The sequence below is a fragment of the Castellaniella sp. UC4447_H14 genome (assembly GCF_052978285.1).
On the sequence record NZ_CM129666.1, the window covers coordinates 1,138,951 to 1,155,338 of the forward strand.

General features: G+C 65.8%; 16 protein-coding genes. 2 read left to right on the forward strand and 14 right to left on the reverse strand.

The window, feature by feature from the left end:
- Positions 1-3 precede the first annotated feature (3 nt).
- From ACVCMJ_RS05565 to ndk, 6 genes are read right to left on the reverse strand one after another with little or no spacing between them, the layout of a single operon-like run.
- Positions 4-639, reverse strand: a complete 636-nt coding sequence (locus ACVCMJ_RS05565; protein WP_447080445.1) for a YfgM family protein — start codon at positions 637-639, stop codon at positions 4-6.
- Between the two features lie 7 nt (positions 640-646).
- Positions 647-1,930, reverse strand: coding sequence for a histidine--tRNA ligase (gene hisS, locus ACVCMJ_RS05570; RefSeq protein ID WP_447080446.1), 1,284 nt, complete (start codon positions 1,928-1,930; stop codon positions 647-649).
- A gap of 4 nt (positions 1,931-1,934) precedes the next feature.
- Positions 1,935-3,260, reverse strand: coding sequence for a flavodoxin-dependent (E)-4-hydroxy-3-methylbut-2-enyl-diphosphate synthase (ispG, locus tag ACVCMJ_RS05575; protein ID WP_447080447.1), 1,326 nt, complete (start codon positions 3,258-3,260; stop codon positions 1,935-1,937).
- Positions 3,257-3,757 carry a helix-turn-helix domain-containing protein gene (locus ACVCMJ_RS05580; RefSeq protein WP_447080448.1) on the reverse strand — a complete coding sequence of 167 codons (501 nt, stop codon included), beginning with the start codon at positions 3,755-3,757 and terminating at the stop codon, positions 3,257-3,259. Before ACVCMJ_RS05580 ends, ispG begins: the two co-directional genes overlap by 4 nt.
- Positions 3,754-4,962, reverse strand: a complete 1,209-nt coding sequence (rlmN, locus tag ACVCMJ_RS05585) for a 23S rRNA (adenine(2503)-C(2))-methyltransferase RlmN (protein WP_447080449.1) — start codon at positions 4,960-4,962, stop codon at positions 3,754-3,756. The genes ACVCMJ_RS05580 and rlmN overlap by 4 nt, the downstream gene beginning before the upstream one ends.
- Before the next feature lie 58 nt (positions 4,963-5,020).
- The gene (gene ndk / locus ACVCMJ_RS05590) at positions 5,021-5,446 is read right to left on the reverse strand and encodes a nucleoside-diphosphate kinase (protein ID WP_447080450.1); all 426 of its coding nucleotides are present in this window, start codon (positions 5,444-5,446) and stop codon (positions 5,021-5,023) included.
- 254 nt (positions 5,447-5,700) lie between these two features.
- Between ndk and ACVCMJ_RS05595 the strand changes: the two genes are divergently transcribed.
- A complete protein-coding gene (locus tag ACVCMJ_RS05595) occupies positions 5,701-8,535 on the forward strand; it encodes a valine--tRNA ligase (RefSeq protein WP_447080451.1) in 2,835 nt (944 codons plus the stop codon).
- A gap of 75 nt (positions 8,536-8,610) precedes the next feature.
- Here the strand turns inward: ACVCMJ_RS05595 and ACVCMJ_RS05600 are convergent, their stop codons facing one another.
- From ACVCMJ_RS05600 to ACVCMJ_RS05615, 4 genes are all read right to left on the reverse strand, one after another.
- Complete coding sequence (locus ACVCMJ_RS05600) at positions 8,611-8,775, reverse strand: hypothetical protein (RefSeq protein WP_447080452.1); 165 nt, start codon at positions 8,773-8,775, stop codon at positions 8,611-8,613.
- A 9-nt stretch (positions 8,776-8,784) separates the two neighbouring features.
- Positions 8,785-9,933 (reverse strand): YeeE/YedE thiosulfate transporter family protein, encoded by a 1,149-nt coding sequence (locus ACVCMJ_RS05605; RefSeq protein WP_447080453.1) that lies wholly within the window; start codon positions 9,931-9,933, stop codon positions 8,785-8,787.
- Position 9,934: 1 nt separating this feature from the next.
- Positions 9,935-10,876 (reverse strand): sulfurtransferase, encoded by a 942-nt coding sequence (locus tag ACVCMJ_RS05610; protein WP_447080454.1) that lies wholly within the window; start codon positions 10,874-10,876, stop codon positions 9,935-9,937.
- 79 nt (positions 10,877-10,955) lie between these two features.
- Positions 10,956-11,867, reverse strand: a complete 912-nt coding sequence (locus ACVCMJ_RS05615) for a carbohydrate kinase family protein (protein ID WP_447080455.1) — start codon at positions 11,865-11,867, stop codon at positions 10,956-10,958.
- A gap of 152 nt (positions 11,868-12,019) precedes the next feature.
- Between ACVCMJ_RS05615 and ACVCMJ_RS05620 the strand changes: the two genes are divergently transcribed.
- Positions 12,020-13,240, forward strand: coding sequence for an MFS transporter (locus tag ACVCMJ_RS05620; RefSeq protein ID WP_447080456.1), 1,221 nt, complete (start codon positions 12,020-12,022; stop codon positions 13,238-13,240).
- Positions 13,241-13,315: 75 nt separating this feature from the next.
- Here ACVCMJ_RS05620 and yghU read toward each other — a convergent pair whose 3' ends face one another.
- The 4 genes from yghU to msrP all read right to left on the reverse strand — a co-directional run bounded on the left by yghU (position 13,316) and on the right by msrP (position 16,322).
- Complete coding sequence (yghU, locus tag ACVCMJ_RS05625) at positions 13,316-14,182, reverse strand: glutathione-dependent disulfide-bond oxidoreductase (protein WP_447080457.1); 867 nt, start codon at positions 14,180-14,182, stop codon at positions 13,316-13,318.
- An 86-nt stretch (positions 14,183-14,268) separates the two neighbouring features.
- A complete protein-coding gene (locus ACVCMJ_RS05630) occupies positions 14,269-14,490 on the reverse strand; it encodes a SlyX family protein (RefSeq protein WP_447080458.1) in 222 nt (73 codons plus the stop codon).
- A 126-nt stretch (positions 14,491-14,616) separates the two neighbouring features.
- Positions 14,617-15,318: a sulfite oxidase heme-binding subunit YedZ gene (locus tag ACVCMJ_RS05635; protein WP_447080459.1), complete on the reverse strand. Its 702-nt coding sequence runs from the start codon at positions 15,316-15,318 to the stop codon at positions 14,617-14,619.
- A gap of 41 nt (positions 15,319-15,359) precedes the next feature.
- On the reverse strand, positions 15,360-16,322 hold the full coding sequence (gene msrP / locus ACVCMJ_RS05640; RefSeq protein WP_447080460.1) for a protein-methionine-sulfoxide reductase catalytic subunit MsrP: 963 nt from the start codon (positions 16,320-16,322) through the stop codon (positions 15,360-15,362).
- Positions 16,323-16,388 lie beyond the last annotated feature (66 nt).

Here is a 16,388-nt window from a genome sequence, read left to right on the forward strand (position 1 = left end):
ATATCAAGCCCCCAGGGCGTCGATTTTGAGCTGAATGATCTGGGCGGCCGGATCGGTGCCCAATGCCTTCAGTGCGTCTTCCCAGGCTTGCTTGGCCTGGGGCTTCTGGCCCTGAGCGGCCAGGATGTCCCCGCGCCGGTCGGCATACAGGGCGGCAAAGCCGTCAGGCGCCGCGCCCTTCAGTTGGTCCAGCGCCGGCTGGTACTGTTTCTGGGCCAGCAGCACGCCGGCCAGGCGCAGGCGCGCCACCGCCTGGAAGGCGGGATCCGCCTTGTCGCTCACCAGCCACTGGAGCTGCTCGCGCGCACCATCCAGGTCCTTGCGCTGTTGCAGGGCCCAGGCCGCGACCAGCACGCCGCGCGCGGTATAGCCGGAACGAGCGTAGTCGTCGCGCAGCGCCATGCTGGCGGCTTTGATACGCACCACCGCGTCATCGCCCTGCTGGCCCGCCGCCGATTCCAGCGCCTCGTAATAGCCCATGGCCTGCCCGGCCTGGTGCGACTGGTACCACTGCCAGGCGCGCCAGCCCGCAAACGCCACCACGATCGCCAGCAGCAACGCCATGCTGGCCGTGCCATAGCGTTCCCACCACGCCTTCAAGGCGTCGAGTTTTTCCTGTTCTTCGAGATCGTATGCCATGCCAGAATCAGATCCTTTGTTGCAGTTGTGCCGCCAGGTCGTCGAACGCAATCGATTCCTGCTGGTTTTCACCGGCTGCCTCGGCGCGCAGCCACTTCACGGTGGCGGCACGCTGAGAGAGTTCGTCGCCGCCGATGATGACCGCCGCCACGGCGCCACTGGCATCGGCCCGGCGAAACTGTGATTTAAACCCAGTCGAGCCGGCGTGGACAAGTACCCGAAGGCCGCCATCGCGCAGGGTCTCCGCCAGGCGCGCCGCCTGGCGCTGACCGTCGTCCCCCTGGTGCACCATGTACACCTGGCATTCGGCGGGCGCCGGCGCCTCCGAGTCCTGTTGCCACAAATCCAGCAGCCGTTCCATGCCGATGGCGAACCCCACCGCGGGCGCGGGCTTGCCGCCCAGCAGCTCGATCAGGCCGTCGTAGCGACCGCCGCCGCAGACCGTACCCTGTGCCCCCAGCCGGTCGGTGACCCATTCGAAAACAGTCAGATTGTAATAGTCCAGCCCGCGCACCAGACGCGGATTGAGGACATGGGCAATTCCGGCATCATCCAGGCGCGCGCACAAGCCGCGGTAATGGGCCAGGGATTCCTCGCCCAGGAAATCAAACAGGCGCGGAGCGCTGTTGGCCATATCCTGCATGGCCGGGTTCTTGGTGTCCAGCACCCGCAGTGGATTGGTATGCATGCGCCGGCGGGCTTCCTCGTCGAGCACATCGGCATGCTTTTCCAGGTGGGCCACGAGTGCCGCCCGATGTGCCGCACGCTCCGCCGCCTGGCCCAGCGAATTCAATTCCAGCCGCATGTCGCGCAAGCCCAGCAGGCGCCAGAGCCGCGCCAGCATCAGGATCAGTTCGGCATCCACGTCCGGCCCGGCAAAGCCCAGCGCCTCGACGTCAATCTGGTGAAACTGGCGATAGCGACCGCGCTGCGGACGCTCGTGCCGGAATACCGGTCCCATGGAGTAGACGCGGCGCGGCCGATCATACAGGAAATTGTGCTCGATGGCCGAACGCACGACGCCCGCCGTGAATTCGGGACGCATGGTGAGGTGATCCTCGTTCAACGGATCGACGAAGGAGTACATCTCCTTTTCGACGATATCGGTGACCTCGCCGATGCCGCGCGTAAACAGCCGCGTGTATTCCAGCACCGGCGTGCGCACGTTCTGGTAGCCATAGCCCGCGAGCCATTCCCGCACGATGGCTTCGAGCTGTTCCCAACGCCCGCTTTCGGGCGGCAAAGCGTCCTTCATGCCGGTCAAGCCGGCGACTTTCTTGAATGCAGTCATGGGTTCAACCCGCTGGTCGGGCGACAACGCCCGGATGGCGCGGTGCCGGCTCGACAGCCAGGTCCGGCACCGGCTCATGGCCGTAGCGCCGCGCCACATAATTTTCGACGATGGCCTGGAATTCGTGCGCGATATGGTCGCCCTTCAGGGTCACGGTACGCTTGCCATCCACATAGACGGGTGCGGCCGGGACCTCTCCCGTCCCTGGCAGGCTGATGCCGATATCGGCGTGCCGGCTTTCGCCCGGCCCGTTGACCACGCAACCCATCACAGCGACGTTCATGGTCTCCACGCCGGGATATCGGGTCTTCCAGACCGGCATCTGGGTGCGCAGATAGGCCTGGATGTCGGCCGCCAGTTCCTGGAAGACGGTGCTGCTGGTGCGCCCGCAGCCCGGGCAAGAGACGACCATGGGAGTAAAAGCCCGCAATCCCATGGTCTGCAGAATTTCCTGGGCCACCACGACCTCGCGGGCCCGATCGCCGCCTGGTTCGGGCGTCAGGGAAATCCGGATCGTGTCACCGATGCCCTGCTGTAAAAGGATCGCCAGCGCAGCAGTCGACGCCACGATTCCCTTGGATCCCATGCCGGCTTCGGTCAGGCCCAGATGCAGCGGATAATCGCAGCGCCGCGACAGGTCCTGATAGACCGCGATCAGGTCCTGGACATGGCTGACCTTGCAGGACAGCACGATGGCGTTGCCCCGCAGGCCGAGCTCCTCGGCGCGCTGCGCATTGCTGATGGCCGACACCACCAGCGCCTCGCGCATCACCGCGTTGGCGCCCAGCGGCTGCGCGCGTTTGGCGTTCTCGTCCATCATCTGAGCCAGCAGGATCTGGTCCAGGCTGCCCCAGTTGACGCCGATGCGCACCGGTTTGTCGTTGGCGCAGGCGACCTCGATCATCTGCGCGAAATTGTCGTCACGATGCTTGCCGGCCCCCATGTTGCCCGGGTTGATGCGATATTTCGACAGGGCCCGGGCACACTCCGGAAACTGAGTGAGCAGCTTGTGGCCGTTGTAATGGAAATCTCCCACCAGCGGCACGGGGACGTTCATTCGGTCCAGCCGCTCGCGCAAGGGCGCGACCTGCGCCGCGGCATCCGGCGTGTTCACCGTGACGCGCACGATCTCGGAGCCTGCTTCCCAGAGTTCACGCACCTGCTGGGCTGTGGCATCCGGGTCGGCCGTATCCGTGTTGGTCATGGACTGCACGACCACCGGTGCGCCGCCGCCGATCTGGACGGCATGCCCGCCCCAACGGACGGCCACCGCCCGCGTCGGCCGGCGCGGCGCAACGGACGGTTCGGTGCTTTCGGATGCGAGATTCATGACCGCAGGGCCTTCAACCAGTCAAAAACCAGCCACCGGTCCGGTACCCAGCCACGGTCGATGGCGTAGAAACCGACGACACAGAACAGAATGAGGATGAGCAGCAGCCAGGCCCAGGTGCGATGCGCGGGTTCGCCCGCCGCATTGAGATCCGCCTGCTGCAAGGCCCGCCGCGCACCCAGTGCCGTGACGGTGGGATGCGGGCGTGTGGAACCCACGGCGCCATCCAGCGAGCGCAGGACGGCATCGACGTCAGCCCCGAGAAACCGCGCGTAGTTGCGCACCAGGCCGCGCAGCGGCACGCCCACGGGCAGCTTGTCCCAGGAGCAGGATTCCAGGTGGCCGAGCTGCAGCGCGGAATACTTGACACGGGCGGAGACCTCGGAGAGCGTCAGGCCACGGGCCTCGCGCAACGTCTTCAGCGTGCCGCCCACGGAATTGATCGCCGCGGCGTCGGCATCCGGGTGGTGCAGACCGTCCTTGAGAGGTTCGCTCATCCATGCTCCTTGTTTCGTATGACGATGCGCGCCCGGTCGGGCTTGCGCTCGTTGATGCGCGTGCGGTCCTGGACTTCGCCAGCCAGCTGCCCGCATGCGGCGTCGATATCGTCGCCCCGCGTCTTGCGCACCGTCACCACCAGGCCGGCATCCGTCAACTGCTGGGCGAACAGCCGCACGCGTGCCGGCGGCGAACGCTTCAACCCCGACTGGGGGAAAGGGTTGAACGGAATCAGATTGAACTTGCAGCGAACCTGCCGGGCCACATCAACCAAGCCCCGGACCTGCTCGTCGCCGTCATTCACGCCGTCGAGCATAATGTACTCGAAGGTGATGAAATCGCGCGGCGCGACCTGCAGGTAGCGATTGCAGGACGCCAGCAGTTCAGCCAGCGGATACTTGCGATTGAGCGGCACCAGTTCATCGCGCAATTCGTCGGTGGGCGCATGCAGCGATACCGCCAGTGCCACCGGACAATCCCGGGCCAGGCGGTCGATCATGGGCACCACGCCGGAAGTCGATACCGTGACGCGCCGCCGCGACAGGCCATAGGCGTGATCATCCACCATCAACCGCAGGGCACCCAGCACCTGATCGTAATTCAACAGCGGCTCGCCCATCCCCATCATCACCACATTGCTCACCGCCTGGGGGGACTCCACCGGCGCACCGTTGAGCCGGGCGCCGGCCGGATCGAGGCGCAGCGCGCGATTGGCATACCAGAGCTGGCCGACGATTTCGGCCGTGGTCAGATTGCGGCTGAAACCCTGGTAGCCCGTCGAACAGAAGGGACAACCCACGGCGCAGCCGGCCTGGCTGGAGACGCACAGCGTGCCGCGATCGTCTTCCGGAATGAAGACGGTCTCGATGGCGTTGCCCATACCCATGTCGAAGAGCCACTTGCGGGTGCCGTCCCCGGAACGCTTTTCGATGTTCAGACGCGGCGGCTGGACGATGCAGTCCGACTCCAGGCGGGCACGGAAGTCCTTGGCCAGGTCGCTCATGTCCTGGAAATTGTCCACGCCGCGCTGATGCACCCACTGGGAGAGCTGGCGTGCCCGGAACGGCTTGCCGCCCCACTGCCCGACCAGCGCCGTCAGCGCAGACGGATCGAGCCCCAGCACATTGGTCAGTGCCCCGCGTACCGCGGGTGCTTTGGGAGCATCGCCGAGGACTTCGGCAATGGCCGTATCAAGAGCAGACATGGAACAGAATCATCCAGAGAAACGGGCCGGCGGCACAGTGCTGCCGGCCCCGCAGCCATCACCGGCTGTGAATGTTGCTTTCCGGGAAGAAGAACGCAATTTCCACAGCAGCCGTTTCGGGCGCATCGGAACCATGCACGGCATTGGCGTCGATGCTGTCGGCAAAGTCGGCGCGGATGGTACCGGCGGCGGCCTTTTTCGGATCCGTCGCGCCCATCAGGTCGCGGTTCTTTGCAATTGCATTTTCGCCTTCCAGGACCTGCACGAACACCGGGCCGGACACCATGAACTCCACCAGATCGTTGTAGAACGGGCGGCCCTTGTGCACGGCGTAGAAGCGCTGTGCGTCGTCGCGCGAGAGCTGCTGCATGCGGGCGGCGATGACCTTCAGTCCGGCCTCCTCAAACCGCGCGACGATCTGGCCGATCGCGTTCTTGGCAACCGCATCGGGCTTGATGATGGAAAGGGTACGTTCAATAGCCATAAAGATTCCAGTGAATGGACAAAGGAGGGCATCCCGCCGGCGGCCTGATGCCACGACCAGCCAGCCAGGCGAAACGCCGGACGCGTTTCCCCAATGAAAACAAGGGTTTCGTTCAAACTGACGATAACCCGGCATTTTAACATGCGCAGCTTTTGCACCAAGCGCCTAAAATGGGCCTTTTTCGTGAGCGTGCCCGCCGCCCCGCGCGACGCCCGCCGGCCGGCGCGGCCATCAGATCCAGACTGTCAGGACCCATGAGCGATTCCCCCACCCCCTCCCTGCCCAAGAGCTTTGAACCCCAGGACATCGAGTCCCGCTGGTACGACGAATGGAATCGCCGGGGCCTGTTTGCGGGAGGACAGCACGTCGCCGCAGCCCGGGGCCGGGCCGCAGAATCCTTTGCCATCCAGTTCCCGCCGCCCAACGTCACCGGCACCCTGCACATGGGGCACGCCTTCAACCAGACCATCATGGACGGCCTGATCCGCTATCACCGGATGCGCGGCGACGACACGGTCTTCATTCCCGGCACGGATCACGCGGGGATCGCCACGCAGATCGTGGTGGAGCGCCAGCTCGATGCGGAAGGCATCTCGCGCCACGACCTGGGGCGGGAAAAATTCCTGGAACGCGTCTGGGCCTGGAAGGAGAAGTCCGGCAGCACCATCACGGGGCAATTTCGACGGCTCGGGTCTTCGTGCGACTGGTCGCGCGAGTACTTCACCATGGACGAGAACCTGTCGCGCGGCGTCATCGAGGTCTTCGTCAAGCTGTATGAGCAGGGGCTGATCTACCGCGGCAAGCGGCTCGTCAACTGGGATCCGGTGCTGGGTACGGCCGTCTCCGACCTGGAAGTCGTGAGCACCGAAGAAGACGGCCACATGTGGGAGATCCGATATCCGCTCGCCCAGCCGGTGGACGGTCTGACCCACCTGGTGGTGGCGACCACGCGGCCCGAAACCATGCTGGGCGACGTGGCCGTCATGGTGCATCCGGAAGACGAGCGCTACGCGCACCTGGTCGGCCGCACCGTGACGCTGCCGCTCGTCGGCCGCGAGATCCCCATCATCGCCGACGACTACGTGGACCGGGAATTCGGCACCGGCGTGGTGAAGGTCACCCCCGCGCATGACTTCAACGACTACGCCGTGGGCCAGCGCCACGGGCTGCCCATGATCAGCGTGCTCACGCTGGATGCGAAGATCACGGACGATGCCCCCGCCGCCTACCGCGGACTGGACCGCTACGAGGCGCGCACGCGCATCGTCGCCGACCTGGAGGCCCAAGGCCTGCTGCAGCGCGTGCAAGCCCACACGCTCATGGTTCCGCGCGGGGACCGCACCAACAGCGTGATCGAACCCATGCTCACGGACCAGTGGTTTGTCGCCATGAGCAAGCCGGCCCCCGCAGGCAGCCTGCATCCGGGCAAGAGCATCACGGAGGTCGCGCTGGAAGTCGTGGCCGACGGCCGGGTGAAATTCGTCCCGGAAAACTGGACCACTACCTACAACCAGTGGCTGGAGAAGATCCAGGACTGGTGCATTTCGCGGCAACTGTGGTGGGGCCACCAGATCCCGGCGTGGCATGCGGCCGACGGCCGGATCTTCGTGGCCCGGTCCGCCGAAGAGGCCCAGGCGCAGGCGCGTGCCGCCGGCGTCACCGGACCGCTCACGCGCGATCCGGACGTGCTCGACACCTGGTTCTCGTCGGCGCTCGTGCCGTTCACGGATCTGGGCTGGCCCGACAAAACGCCGGACTTGGCCCGCTATCTGCCTTCGGGCGTGCTGGTCACGGGCTTCGACATCATCTTCTTCTGGGTGGCGCGCATGATCATGATGAGCATGCACCACACGGGCGAAGTGCCGTTTCGCACCGTCTATGTGCACGGGCTGGTGTGCGACATGGAAGGCAAGAAGATGTCAAAGTCCAAGGGCAACACCATCGACCCCGTGGACCTGATCGACGGCATCGAGCTGGATCCCCTGATCGCCAAGCGCACCGTGGGGCTCATGAACCCCAAACAGGCGGACAAGATCCGCAAGCGCACGCGCAAGGATTATCCGGACGGGATTCCGGCCTATGGCGCGGACGCCCTGCGCTTCACCATGGCGGCCTACGCCACGCTGGGCCGCAACATCAATTTCGACCTCAAGCGCTGCGAGGGCTATCGCAACTTCTGCAACAAGCTCTGGAACGCCACGCGCTTCGTGCTCATGAACGTCGAGGGCCACGACCTGGGGCAAGCCGCTCCGGGCGACCTGTCCTTCGTGGACCGCTGGATCATCGACGGCCTGCAGGGCGTGATCGACGACGTGCATGCGGGTTTCGAACAGTATCGCTTCGACCAGGTGGCCGACCGGCTCTACCACTTCATCTGGGATGAATACTGCGACTGGTACGTGGAGCTCGCCAAAGTCCAGCTCCAGACCGGCAGCCCGGTGCAGCAGGCCGCCACCCGGCGCACGCTGATCCACGTGCTGGAGACGCTGCTGCGCCTCATCCATCCCATCATGCCCTTCATCACCGAGGAACTCTGGCAAAAGGTCTCGGTGGCGGCCGGCGTGCGCGGCAGGGACGACGAGGCGAGCATCAGCACCCAGCCGTATCCCGAAGCGCGCGCCTCGCTGCGCGATGCGTCGGCCGCCGCCCAGATGGCGCAACTGAAGTCACTGACCGATGCCATCCGCGCCCTGCGCGGCGAGATGAATCTGGTACCCAGTCAGAAGGTGCCGCTGCTGGTGCAGGGCGACGCTCCCGACTTGGGCACGATGGGCCCGTACCTGATGGCGCTGGCCCGCCTGGAAAGTGTCCAGTCCGTGGCCCGACTCCCGGATCTGGGCGCGCCGGTCCAGGTGGTGGGCACCATTCAGCTCATGCTGCACGTGGAAATCGACGTGGCGGCCGAACGGATCCGGCTGGACAAGGAAATCGAGCGGCTGGAGAAGGAAATCGCCAAGGCCACCGCCAAGCTCTCCAACGAAAGCTTCGTGGCGCGTGCCCCGGCAGCCGTGGTGGAACAGGAAAAGACGAGGCTGGCGCAGTTCAGCGAGACGCTGGAGCGCGTGCGCACACAACGCGCGCGGCTCTGAGCACCCTTCCCTGAGCGCCTCGCGGGCAACGCCGGGAGGCGGTCCCCCGCCGCAACGGCGGCGGCGAAACGCGCGTCAGAACGTCGAGGCGCAGTGCCCGCCGCTGGGTGCAACCCCCGAACCGGCCGCGATGAGCGGCGGTTCCGCGCGCACGTTGACCGAGGCGCTATGCGCCCAGTCCCAGGTAAAAAACCCCACGAAAATCAGCCAGAACACCGCCGCCCAAAATCTGGAATTCATGATGGGCTCCTATGCGAAAACCCGGTGTCGCACCCGCAGGCCGATCAGCGACCCCAGGAACGCCATGGGCACCCAGATCCAGCCATGCAGGCTGCCGGTGGAAATGCCGCTGACCATGGCCCCGATATTGCAGCCGAAGGCCAGGCGCGAGCTGTAGCCCAGCAACAGGCCCGCGCCCAGGCCCACCGCCCATTGGGTGGCGTTGAGCTTTCTGGCGGCCTTCACCGGTTTACCCAGGCCGATCCAGAGCGCCCCGGCCAAAATGCCGATATTGGTGATGGAGGTCACATCCAGGAACACCGACTGCGCCAGTGTCGCGGCATTGGTGGGTTCACTCCAGAACGCATTGGCCGCCGGATCGAACAGGTGGCCGGCCGCCGCGATCTTTGCGGCCCACAGCCCGAAACCGTACACGATGCCCCACGGCTGGCCGGCGATGACGAGGTTCAGAACGGCCAGCGCGGCGAGCAGCAACGCGCCGACCAGCAGCTTCCGATCCCACAGGGCGGGAAGGATGCGCCCGGTCCCCGACGAATGGGCCCCGCCGGCGGCGGCCGCGCCAGCCGCCGATTCGCCGTCCCCGCGCCGCGTCCATCCAACCACGACGAACCCCACCACGGCGAGGCCCGCCAGGGTGATGGCGACCGACTCGGGCGCGCCGAAGTGCGCCACCAGCCCATAGGGCGGCAAGGCGCCAAGGGACAGCCAGTTCTCAAGCGTCGCCGACCCCAGGAAACTGCCGATGGCAAACAACGGCAGGATCGCCATATTCATCGTGAAGCCCATGCCGGCCTTGTAGAGGGTCCCCGAGCCGCAGCCATCCGCCACCTGCATGCAGGCGCCAAAGACGAAAGCCCCCACGATCAAACTGATGCTGGGCGGGCCAAGCGCCGCCCCCAGGTCGGTCGGATACGCCGCAAGCAACGGCATGGACACGGCCGCTGCCAGCGCGAGCAGAACCAATTGAGCCACCACGCCCGACGGATCGCGTTGCTCGATAAGCTTGCGCCAACCGGTGGTGAAACCGAACCGGGCGCCGGCCAGCACCAGCCCAAGACCCAGGCCCACCAGAAACAGCAAGGCCTGGCGTAGAGCGACCGACCAGGCCAGGAAAACAGTAAAGGCGACGATCACCGCCGCCAGGGGAATCCGCTTCATGTCAGCCCAGCGCGCCCTTGAGTTTGTTCAGGATCTGCGATCCGCGGCTGGGCACATGGTCCATGGGACGGGAAGCGTCCTGCGACCACTCGGCCAGCGATTCGGGATAGAGCCGCACGTTCTTCTGGCCCAGGACCTCGGACAGCGCAAACCAGTCCGTGGCTGCCCAGTGGCCGGTATTGCAGAAGGAAATGGTTTCCTTGACGGCCTCGTGCGGCACGATCTGGGCCGCGATCTTGCGGGCCTGGTCAACCGGCACGAAGATCGAGGTCCCCGGCTCGAACCAGCGGCCGTTTTCGACATTGACCGCGCCCTTGATCGTGCCCGGAACCTGAGCCGTCGGCGCCTTCACCTTGCCCAGATAGAAATCCAGCGGACGGGCATCGACCAGACGGGTTTCCGGATTGCCGACCTGGGCGGCGACCTGCGGCGTCGTGGCGATGATGTCATCGTCCAGATGGGCGTCGAACGCGGTGGGCTTGACCTGCGGCACCGCCTTGTCCTGCGGCAGACCGGCGTCGGTCCAGGCCTTGTAGCCGCCATTGAGGACGGACAACTGGCCGAGCCCCAGATACTTCAGCGTCCAGTACACCCGCGCGGAAGCCCCGAAATCGGTGCTGTCCGCTCCCGACGAGACCACCACGGCGTGCGTGCCCGCATCCACCCCGAGACTGCGCACCAGCGCGGTCAGGTCCGACACGGCCGGCAGTTTGCCCGGATTGTTGGCGGGCCCGCGCCATTTGCCGTATGGGGCCGAGACCGCACCCGGAACGTGACCCGCCGCATAAACGTCGGCGGGCCGGATGTCGATCACACGAACTTCCGGCGTCTGGCGTGCCGCATCGAGTTCCGCGGGGGTGAGCAGCGGCTGCGCGGCCCAGGTAGCGGACGATGCCCCGGCCGCCAGCGCCAGGAGGCTCAAAATCTTCAACAAGGATTTCATGATTCAGGCCTGAAATAAAACGGAGAACGCTGCATTTTCTCAGATACAAAACCCAGACGAAACCATTTCATTATAACTTTTAGTTCTGTTGAAATGGCCGCAATGGTCCTGCCATATTGGCCGGAATCACCTGGACGACCTGGGCGGCGCTGTCTGTCGCGGCGGCGAGCGCATCCTGAGGGGCCGCACCGCTCGCCCATGCATGCGTGAAGGCGGAGGCGAAAGCGTCTCCCGCTCCGATGGTGGACACGGCGGACACCGGACGGGCTGCCTGGAAATGCGCCTGCGCGCCATCATAAAAAACGGCGCCTGCCGCACCCAGCGTCACAAGCACGCACTGGCCGGGCCGGTGCGTCAGCCGTTGCGCGAGGGATCCGGCCGCCTGAGGTGAAACGGCGTCCCCGTCCGAGAGCGACTCGTCGCACAGGCGGGCTGCCTCGAAGGCGTTGACGCACATCAGGTCGGCGCGATCCCACAGGTCATGCAGCGCCTGCGGATGAGAGAGCTGCCGCGCGCCCGGCGTCACCACCAGCTTGAATCCCGCGGACAATCGCGCCGTTAGCGCCTGAACCAGCCAGTCCTGCGACTTCAGTGACAGGCCGGTCACGTACACGACGTCTGACCGCTCCAGATCGGCGAAGCCCTTCTCGCCCACCCAGGCGCTGGCCCCGCGCTGGGCATAAGCGCGTGCCGCCCCCTTGTCATCCACCATGACCACCGCCTTGCCCGTGGGCAGCGCATGGTCCGGAATCACGGCGCGCACGCCATGGCGCTGCAAGAGATCGCGCACCAGCCCGCCCTCCAGATCCCGCCCGACGCATGCGTGCACGGTCACCTCCGCCCCGCGACCCGCCACATTCAGCGCCGCATTGACGGCCCCGCCACCGGCGTAGAGCCCGATATGGTCCACGTCCTGCTTGGCGCCCAGCATGGGGCGCACGCGTGAGACCACGATATCCACAATGGCCGCGCCAATCGTCGTGAACCGCATGCCTGTTCCACCCGAAGTCTTATGATCCGCTCACAGTAACGGCCCGAGCGGCATCGGCGCAAGCGACTGCACACAATTCGGGTTAACCCGCACCACACCACGTTACACTGGAAGCCTTCATCTCTTGTCGACCCGCCGACTGCCGCCCGTCCATGTCCCCACCCGCTCCTCCGCCCGCCTTGTCAGTTCCACTGCGTCCGGCCGCCCGCGCCGGGTGGGTGATCTTCGCACTGGCGATCGGGGCCTTTGCCATCGGGACGACGGAATTCGCCACCATGAGCCTGTTGCCGTACTTCGCGCAGGACCTGGGCATAGACGCGCCCACGGCCGGCCACGTCATCAGCGCCTATGCACTGGGGGTGGTCGTCGGAGCGCCGCTGCTGACCGTCCTGGCCGCACGCGTGGCGCGGCGCACGCTGCTCATCGCGCTGATGGGTCTCTTTGCGCTCTTCAACGGACTGTGCGCGTTCGCTCCCAGCTATCATGCGTTGCTGGTGCTGCGGTTCCTGAGCGGCTTGCCCCACGGTGCGTACTTCGGCATCGCCTCACTGGTGGCCGTCTCGCTGGTGCCGCACTCGCGGCGCAACCAGGCGGTCGGGCGCATGTTCCTGGGCCTGACGGTGGCGACCATCATCGGTGTCCCCTTCGCCAACTGGCTGGGGCATGCGCTCTCGTGGCGCTGGGGCTTTGGCCTGGTGAGCCTCTCGGGGCTCACCACCATGGGGCTGGTGGCGTGGCTCGCGCCGCGCACGCCGCCGGCCCCGGGTGCCAGCCCCTGGCGCGAACTGGGCGCCCTGAAGCACCTGCAGGTCTGGCTGACGCTGGCCACCGGCGCCGTGGGCTTCGGCGGCCTGTTCGCGGTCTACACCTATCTGGCCGACGTCCTGCTGCAGGTTACGCACGTCTCCCCCGATACCCTCCCCCTGGTGCTGGCCGTCTTCGGCATCGGGCTTACGCTGGGGAACATCCTGGTGCCGTGGCTCGCGGACAGGGCGCTCATGCCCACGGCGGGGGGCCTGCTCCTCTGGAGCGCCGCCACGACAGCCCTGTTTCCGCTGACCGCGGGGAACGTCTGGGCGCTATCGATCAACGTATTCTTCATCGCTTTTGCCGGCGCGCTGGGAACCATCCTGCAAACACGGCTCATGGACGTGGCCCAGCACGCCCAGGGACTGGCCGCGGCGCTGAACCATTCGGCGTTCAATTTCGCCAACGCGCTGGGCCCACTGTTGGGCGGTATGGCGATCGCCGGCGGCTACGGCTGGACGTCGCCCGGGCTGGTCGGCAGCGCCCTGGCGCTGGCGGGCTTTGCGATCCTGATGATGTCGGTCGCCGTGGACCGGATTCGGCGACAGGCGCCCGCAGGCGCCTGAGGGCGGGACACAGATCCCGCGTCCGAGCCAAGCCACCCACACCTGCGGGCTACAAGCAGCCGGTCGGGACCGCCTTCAGCCTATCTTGTCTTGTGTGCGGGTTTCGAAGTCGGAAGCGGCATGGCGCTCGCGAAGCTGTTCGGCCGGTTCGCCCGAGGTGCGGTTCACCATTCGCCCGCGCCGCACGGCGGGACGGTCGCCGATGATGTTCGCCCAGCGCTGTACATGGGGATAATCCTGGACCGACAGGAATTCGGCCGCGCCATAGACGCGATTGAGCACCACGCCCCCATACCACGGCCAGATCGCGATATCCGCAATGGTGTATTCGTCACCGGCGATGAACGGATGATCGGCCAGGCGCCGGTTCAGCACGTCCAGTTCGCGTTTGACTTCCATCGCGAAGCGGTCGATCGCATATTCGATCTTGAACGGCGCGTAGTTATAGAAGTGTCCGAAACCCCCGCCCAGATACGGCGCGCTGCCGACCTGCCAGAACAGCCAGGACAGGCACTCCGTGCGTCCCGGCAGGTCTTTGGGCAGGAAAGCCCCGAACTTCTCCGCCAGGTAGAGGAGGATGGAACCCGATTCAAAGATACGAACGGGTTGCGGTCCGCCGCGGTCCACCATGGCGGGGATCTTGGAATTCGGATTCACCCCCACAAAGCCGCTGCCGAATTGATCGCCCTCGCCGATGCGAATCAGCCAGGCGTCATACTCCGCCCCGGCATGGCCCGCCGCCAGCAGCTCCTCGAGCAGAATGGTGACTTTCTGGCCGTTGGGCGTGGCCTGCGAATATAGTTGCAGCGGATGCTTGCCCACCGGCAGCACCTTGTCGTGAGTAGGCCCGGCGATCGGCCGGTTGACGCTGGCAAACCGGCCGCCATTGGGCTTGTCCCAGGTCCAGACTTTAGGCGGTACGTATTGGGCAGGATGGGTCATGTTGCTCCTTCGAACCATGGCGAAAGCCGGCCCGCCGCGCCCGTTTTGCGGCCAGCGCCCAGCCTCCGGATCCGTTCATCGGTCATTCAATAGTGTGGGGGACGTTCGTTGGCCAAAGGCGCCGAGGCGGGATCGGACCCCATGAGCTGCTGCCGGCGAACGTCAGCCAGCTCGCGCGTCAGTGCATCCAGATGCTCCTGCTGCCTGAAGATCGTCCGGTTCAGGTCGTCGAGCAGATCCTCGGCCAGCGCGAGCTTCGATTCCAGCGTCACCAGCCGCGCTTCCAGCGTTGTTGCGTCATGAGTCATGCCGTCAAGCATACCTCAACGGTGCGCGCTGGATTTCGCGCCGAGTCGCCCGACACGCTGCCGGGGCGAACCCGCCTCAGCGAGGTCCAACCGTGCCACGCCGCACCCGCCCCGCCGGGTGCAGCTTCAGCGGGGCTTGGCCGCCGCGCGCCGCTGAAGGGACTTTTGCAGCCACCACAGCAGCCGCACCGCCAGCAATGCCGCAAGAATCCAGGCTGAAACACGGGGCTCCAGATAGTCGTTCTTGCCCGCGCGCATCCAGAAAAAATGCCAGACCGACAGGATCGCCGCCGGGTAGATCAGCCAGTGCAGGCGCGTCCACCAACGGCCCAGCCTGCGCATCCAGCCATGGGTGGAGGTCAGCGCCAGCGGTATCAGGCACAGCACCGCCAGCGCCCCGATGCCGATGAAGGCCCGCTGCCACAGGTCGGTCCACATGGCGGCAGGATCTCCACCCCGGTCCCAGATCGCCCAGGCGATCACGTGCAGCACTGTGTAGAAAAATGCGTAGAGGCCGAGCTTGCGACGGTGCCGCAACAGGCCATTCCAGCCCGTCAGTCGCCGGATGGGCGTCACCATCAGCACGATCAGCAGCAGAATGAGTGCCCAGTCACCCGACGACCACGTCAGGAACAGCGGCGGATTGACCGTCAACTCGTCCGAAAAACCCAGCACAATCCAGCGCAGCAGCGGGAACAGGCCGATCAGATGAATGCACAGCCCGAGCCGCCAGTCCGCACCGCCGCGTCCGCCCGAACCCGGCCGCGCGGCACGCGGTCGTCCGCCCGGCGCCGGGCTGCGGCGAGGAGCCGGTATCGCCCCGTTCATGTCCCGATCGACCACGTGGATCCTTCAGAATCTTCAGACCTTCAGAAATTGCGCCGCAGGTCCATTCCCTTGTACAGCTCCGAGACGGCATCGGCGTACCCGTTGAACGGCTGCGTCGGAAGTCGGGCCGCGAAGAATCCCGAACCAATGCGACGCTCCGTCGCCTGACTCCATCGGGGGTGCGGCACCGCCGGATTCACGTTGGCATAGAAACCATACTCCTGGGGCGCCGCGCGCATCCAGCTCGTTTCCGGCTGCGTGTCCTGCAAATGGATGCGCACCAGCGCCTTGCCCGACTTGAACCCGTATTTCCACGGGATGATGACACGCACCGGGGCACCGTTCTGCGCCGGCAGCTCGCGTCCGTAGACACCGAACGTCAGCAAGGTCAGCGGATGCATGGCCTCGTCCATGCGCAGGCCCTCTGTATAGGGCCAGTCCAGGATGCCTTCACTCACGCCCGGCATGTTCTTGGGCTGCAAGGCGGTGGTGAACACCACGTACTTGGCATCGCCCGTCGGCTCCACGTGCGAGAGCAGGTGCGACAGCGAATAACCGGTCCATGGAATCACCATGGACCAGGCCTCCACGCAGCGCAGGCGATACACGCGCTCCTGCAGCGGCGCGAGTTTGCGCAAATCATCGAGATCCAGTGTCATCGGCTTGCGCACCGCGCCGTCGATCTGCACCGTCCAGGGCTTGAGCTGCATGCGCCCGGCGTACTCCGACGGATCGCCTTTGCCCGTTCCGAATTCGTAGAAATTGTTGTAGGTGGTGATGTCCTTCCAGGTGTTCACCGCCTCGACCGTGGGCCAGCGGGTATCTTTGGTCGCCGGAAGCACCGGCCCCACAGGCCCCGGATCAGCCGCAGCCCGCGTCAGCGCCGGAGCGCCCAGTGCCAGCGGCGCGAGCGCGGCGCCCTGCATGAATCGCCGACGGGCCCGCCACACGGACTCCGGCGTAATGTCCGAGGGCGATAGGCCAATATCCCAAATCCTGCGCATGATGCACCTCCGGTGTCCATGCTACTGCCAGGGGCTTTGCGGGGGAAGCATCCCCACCCTAAAGTT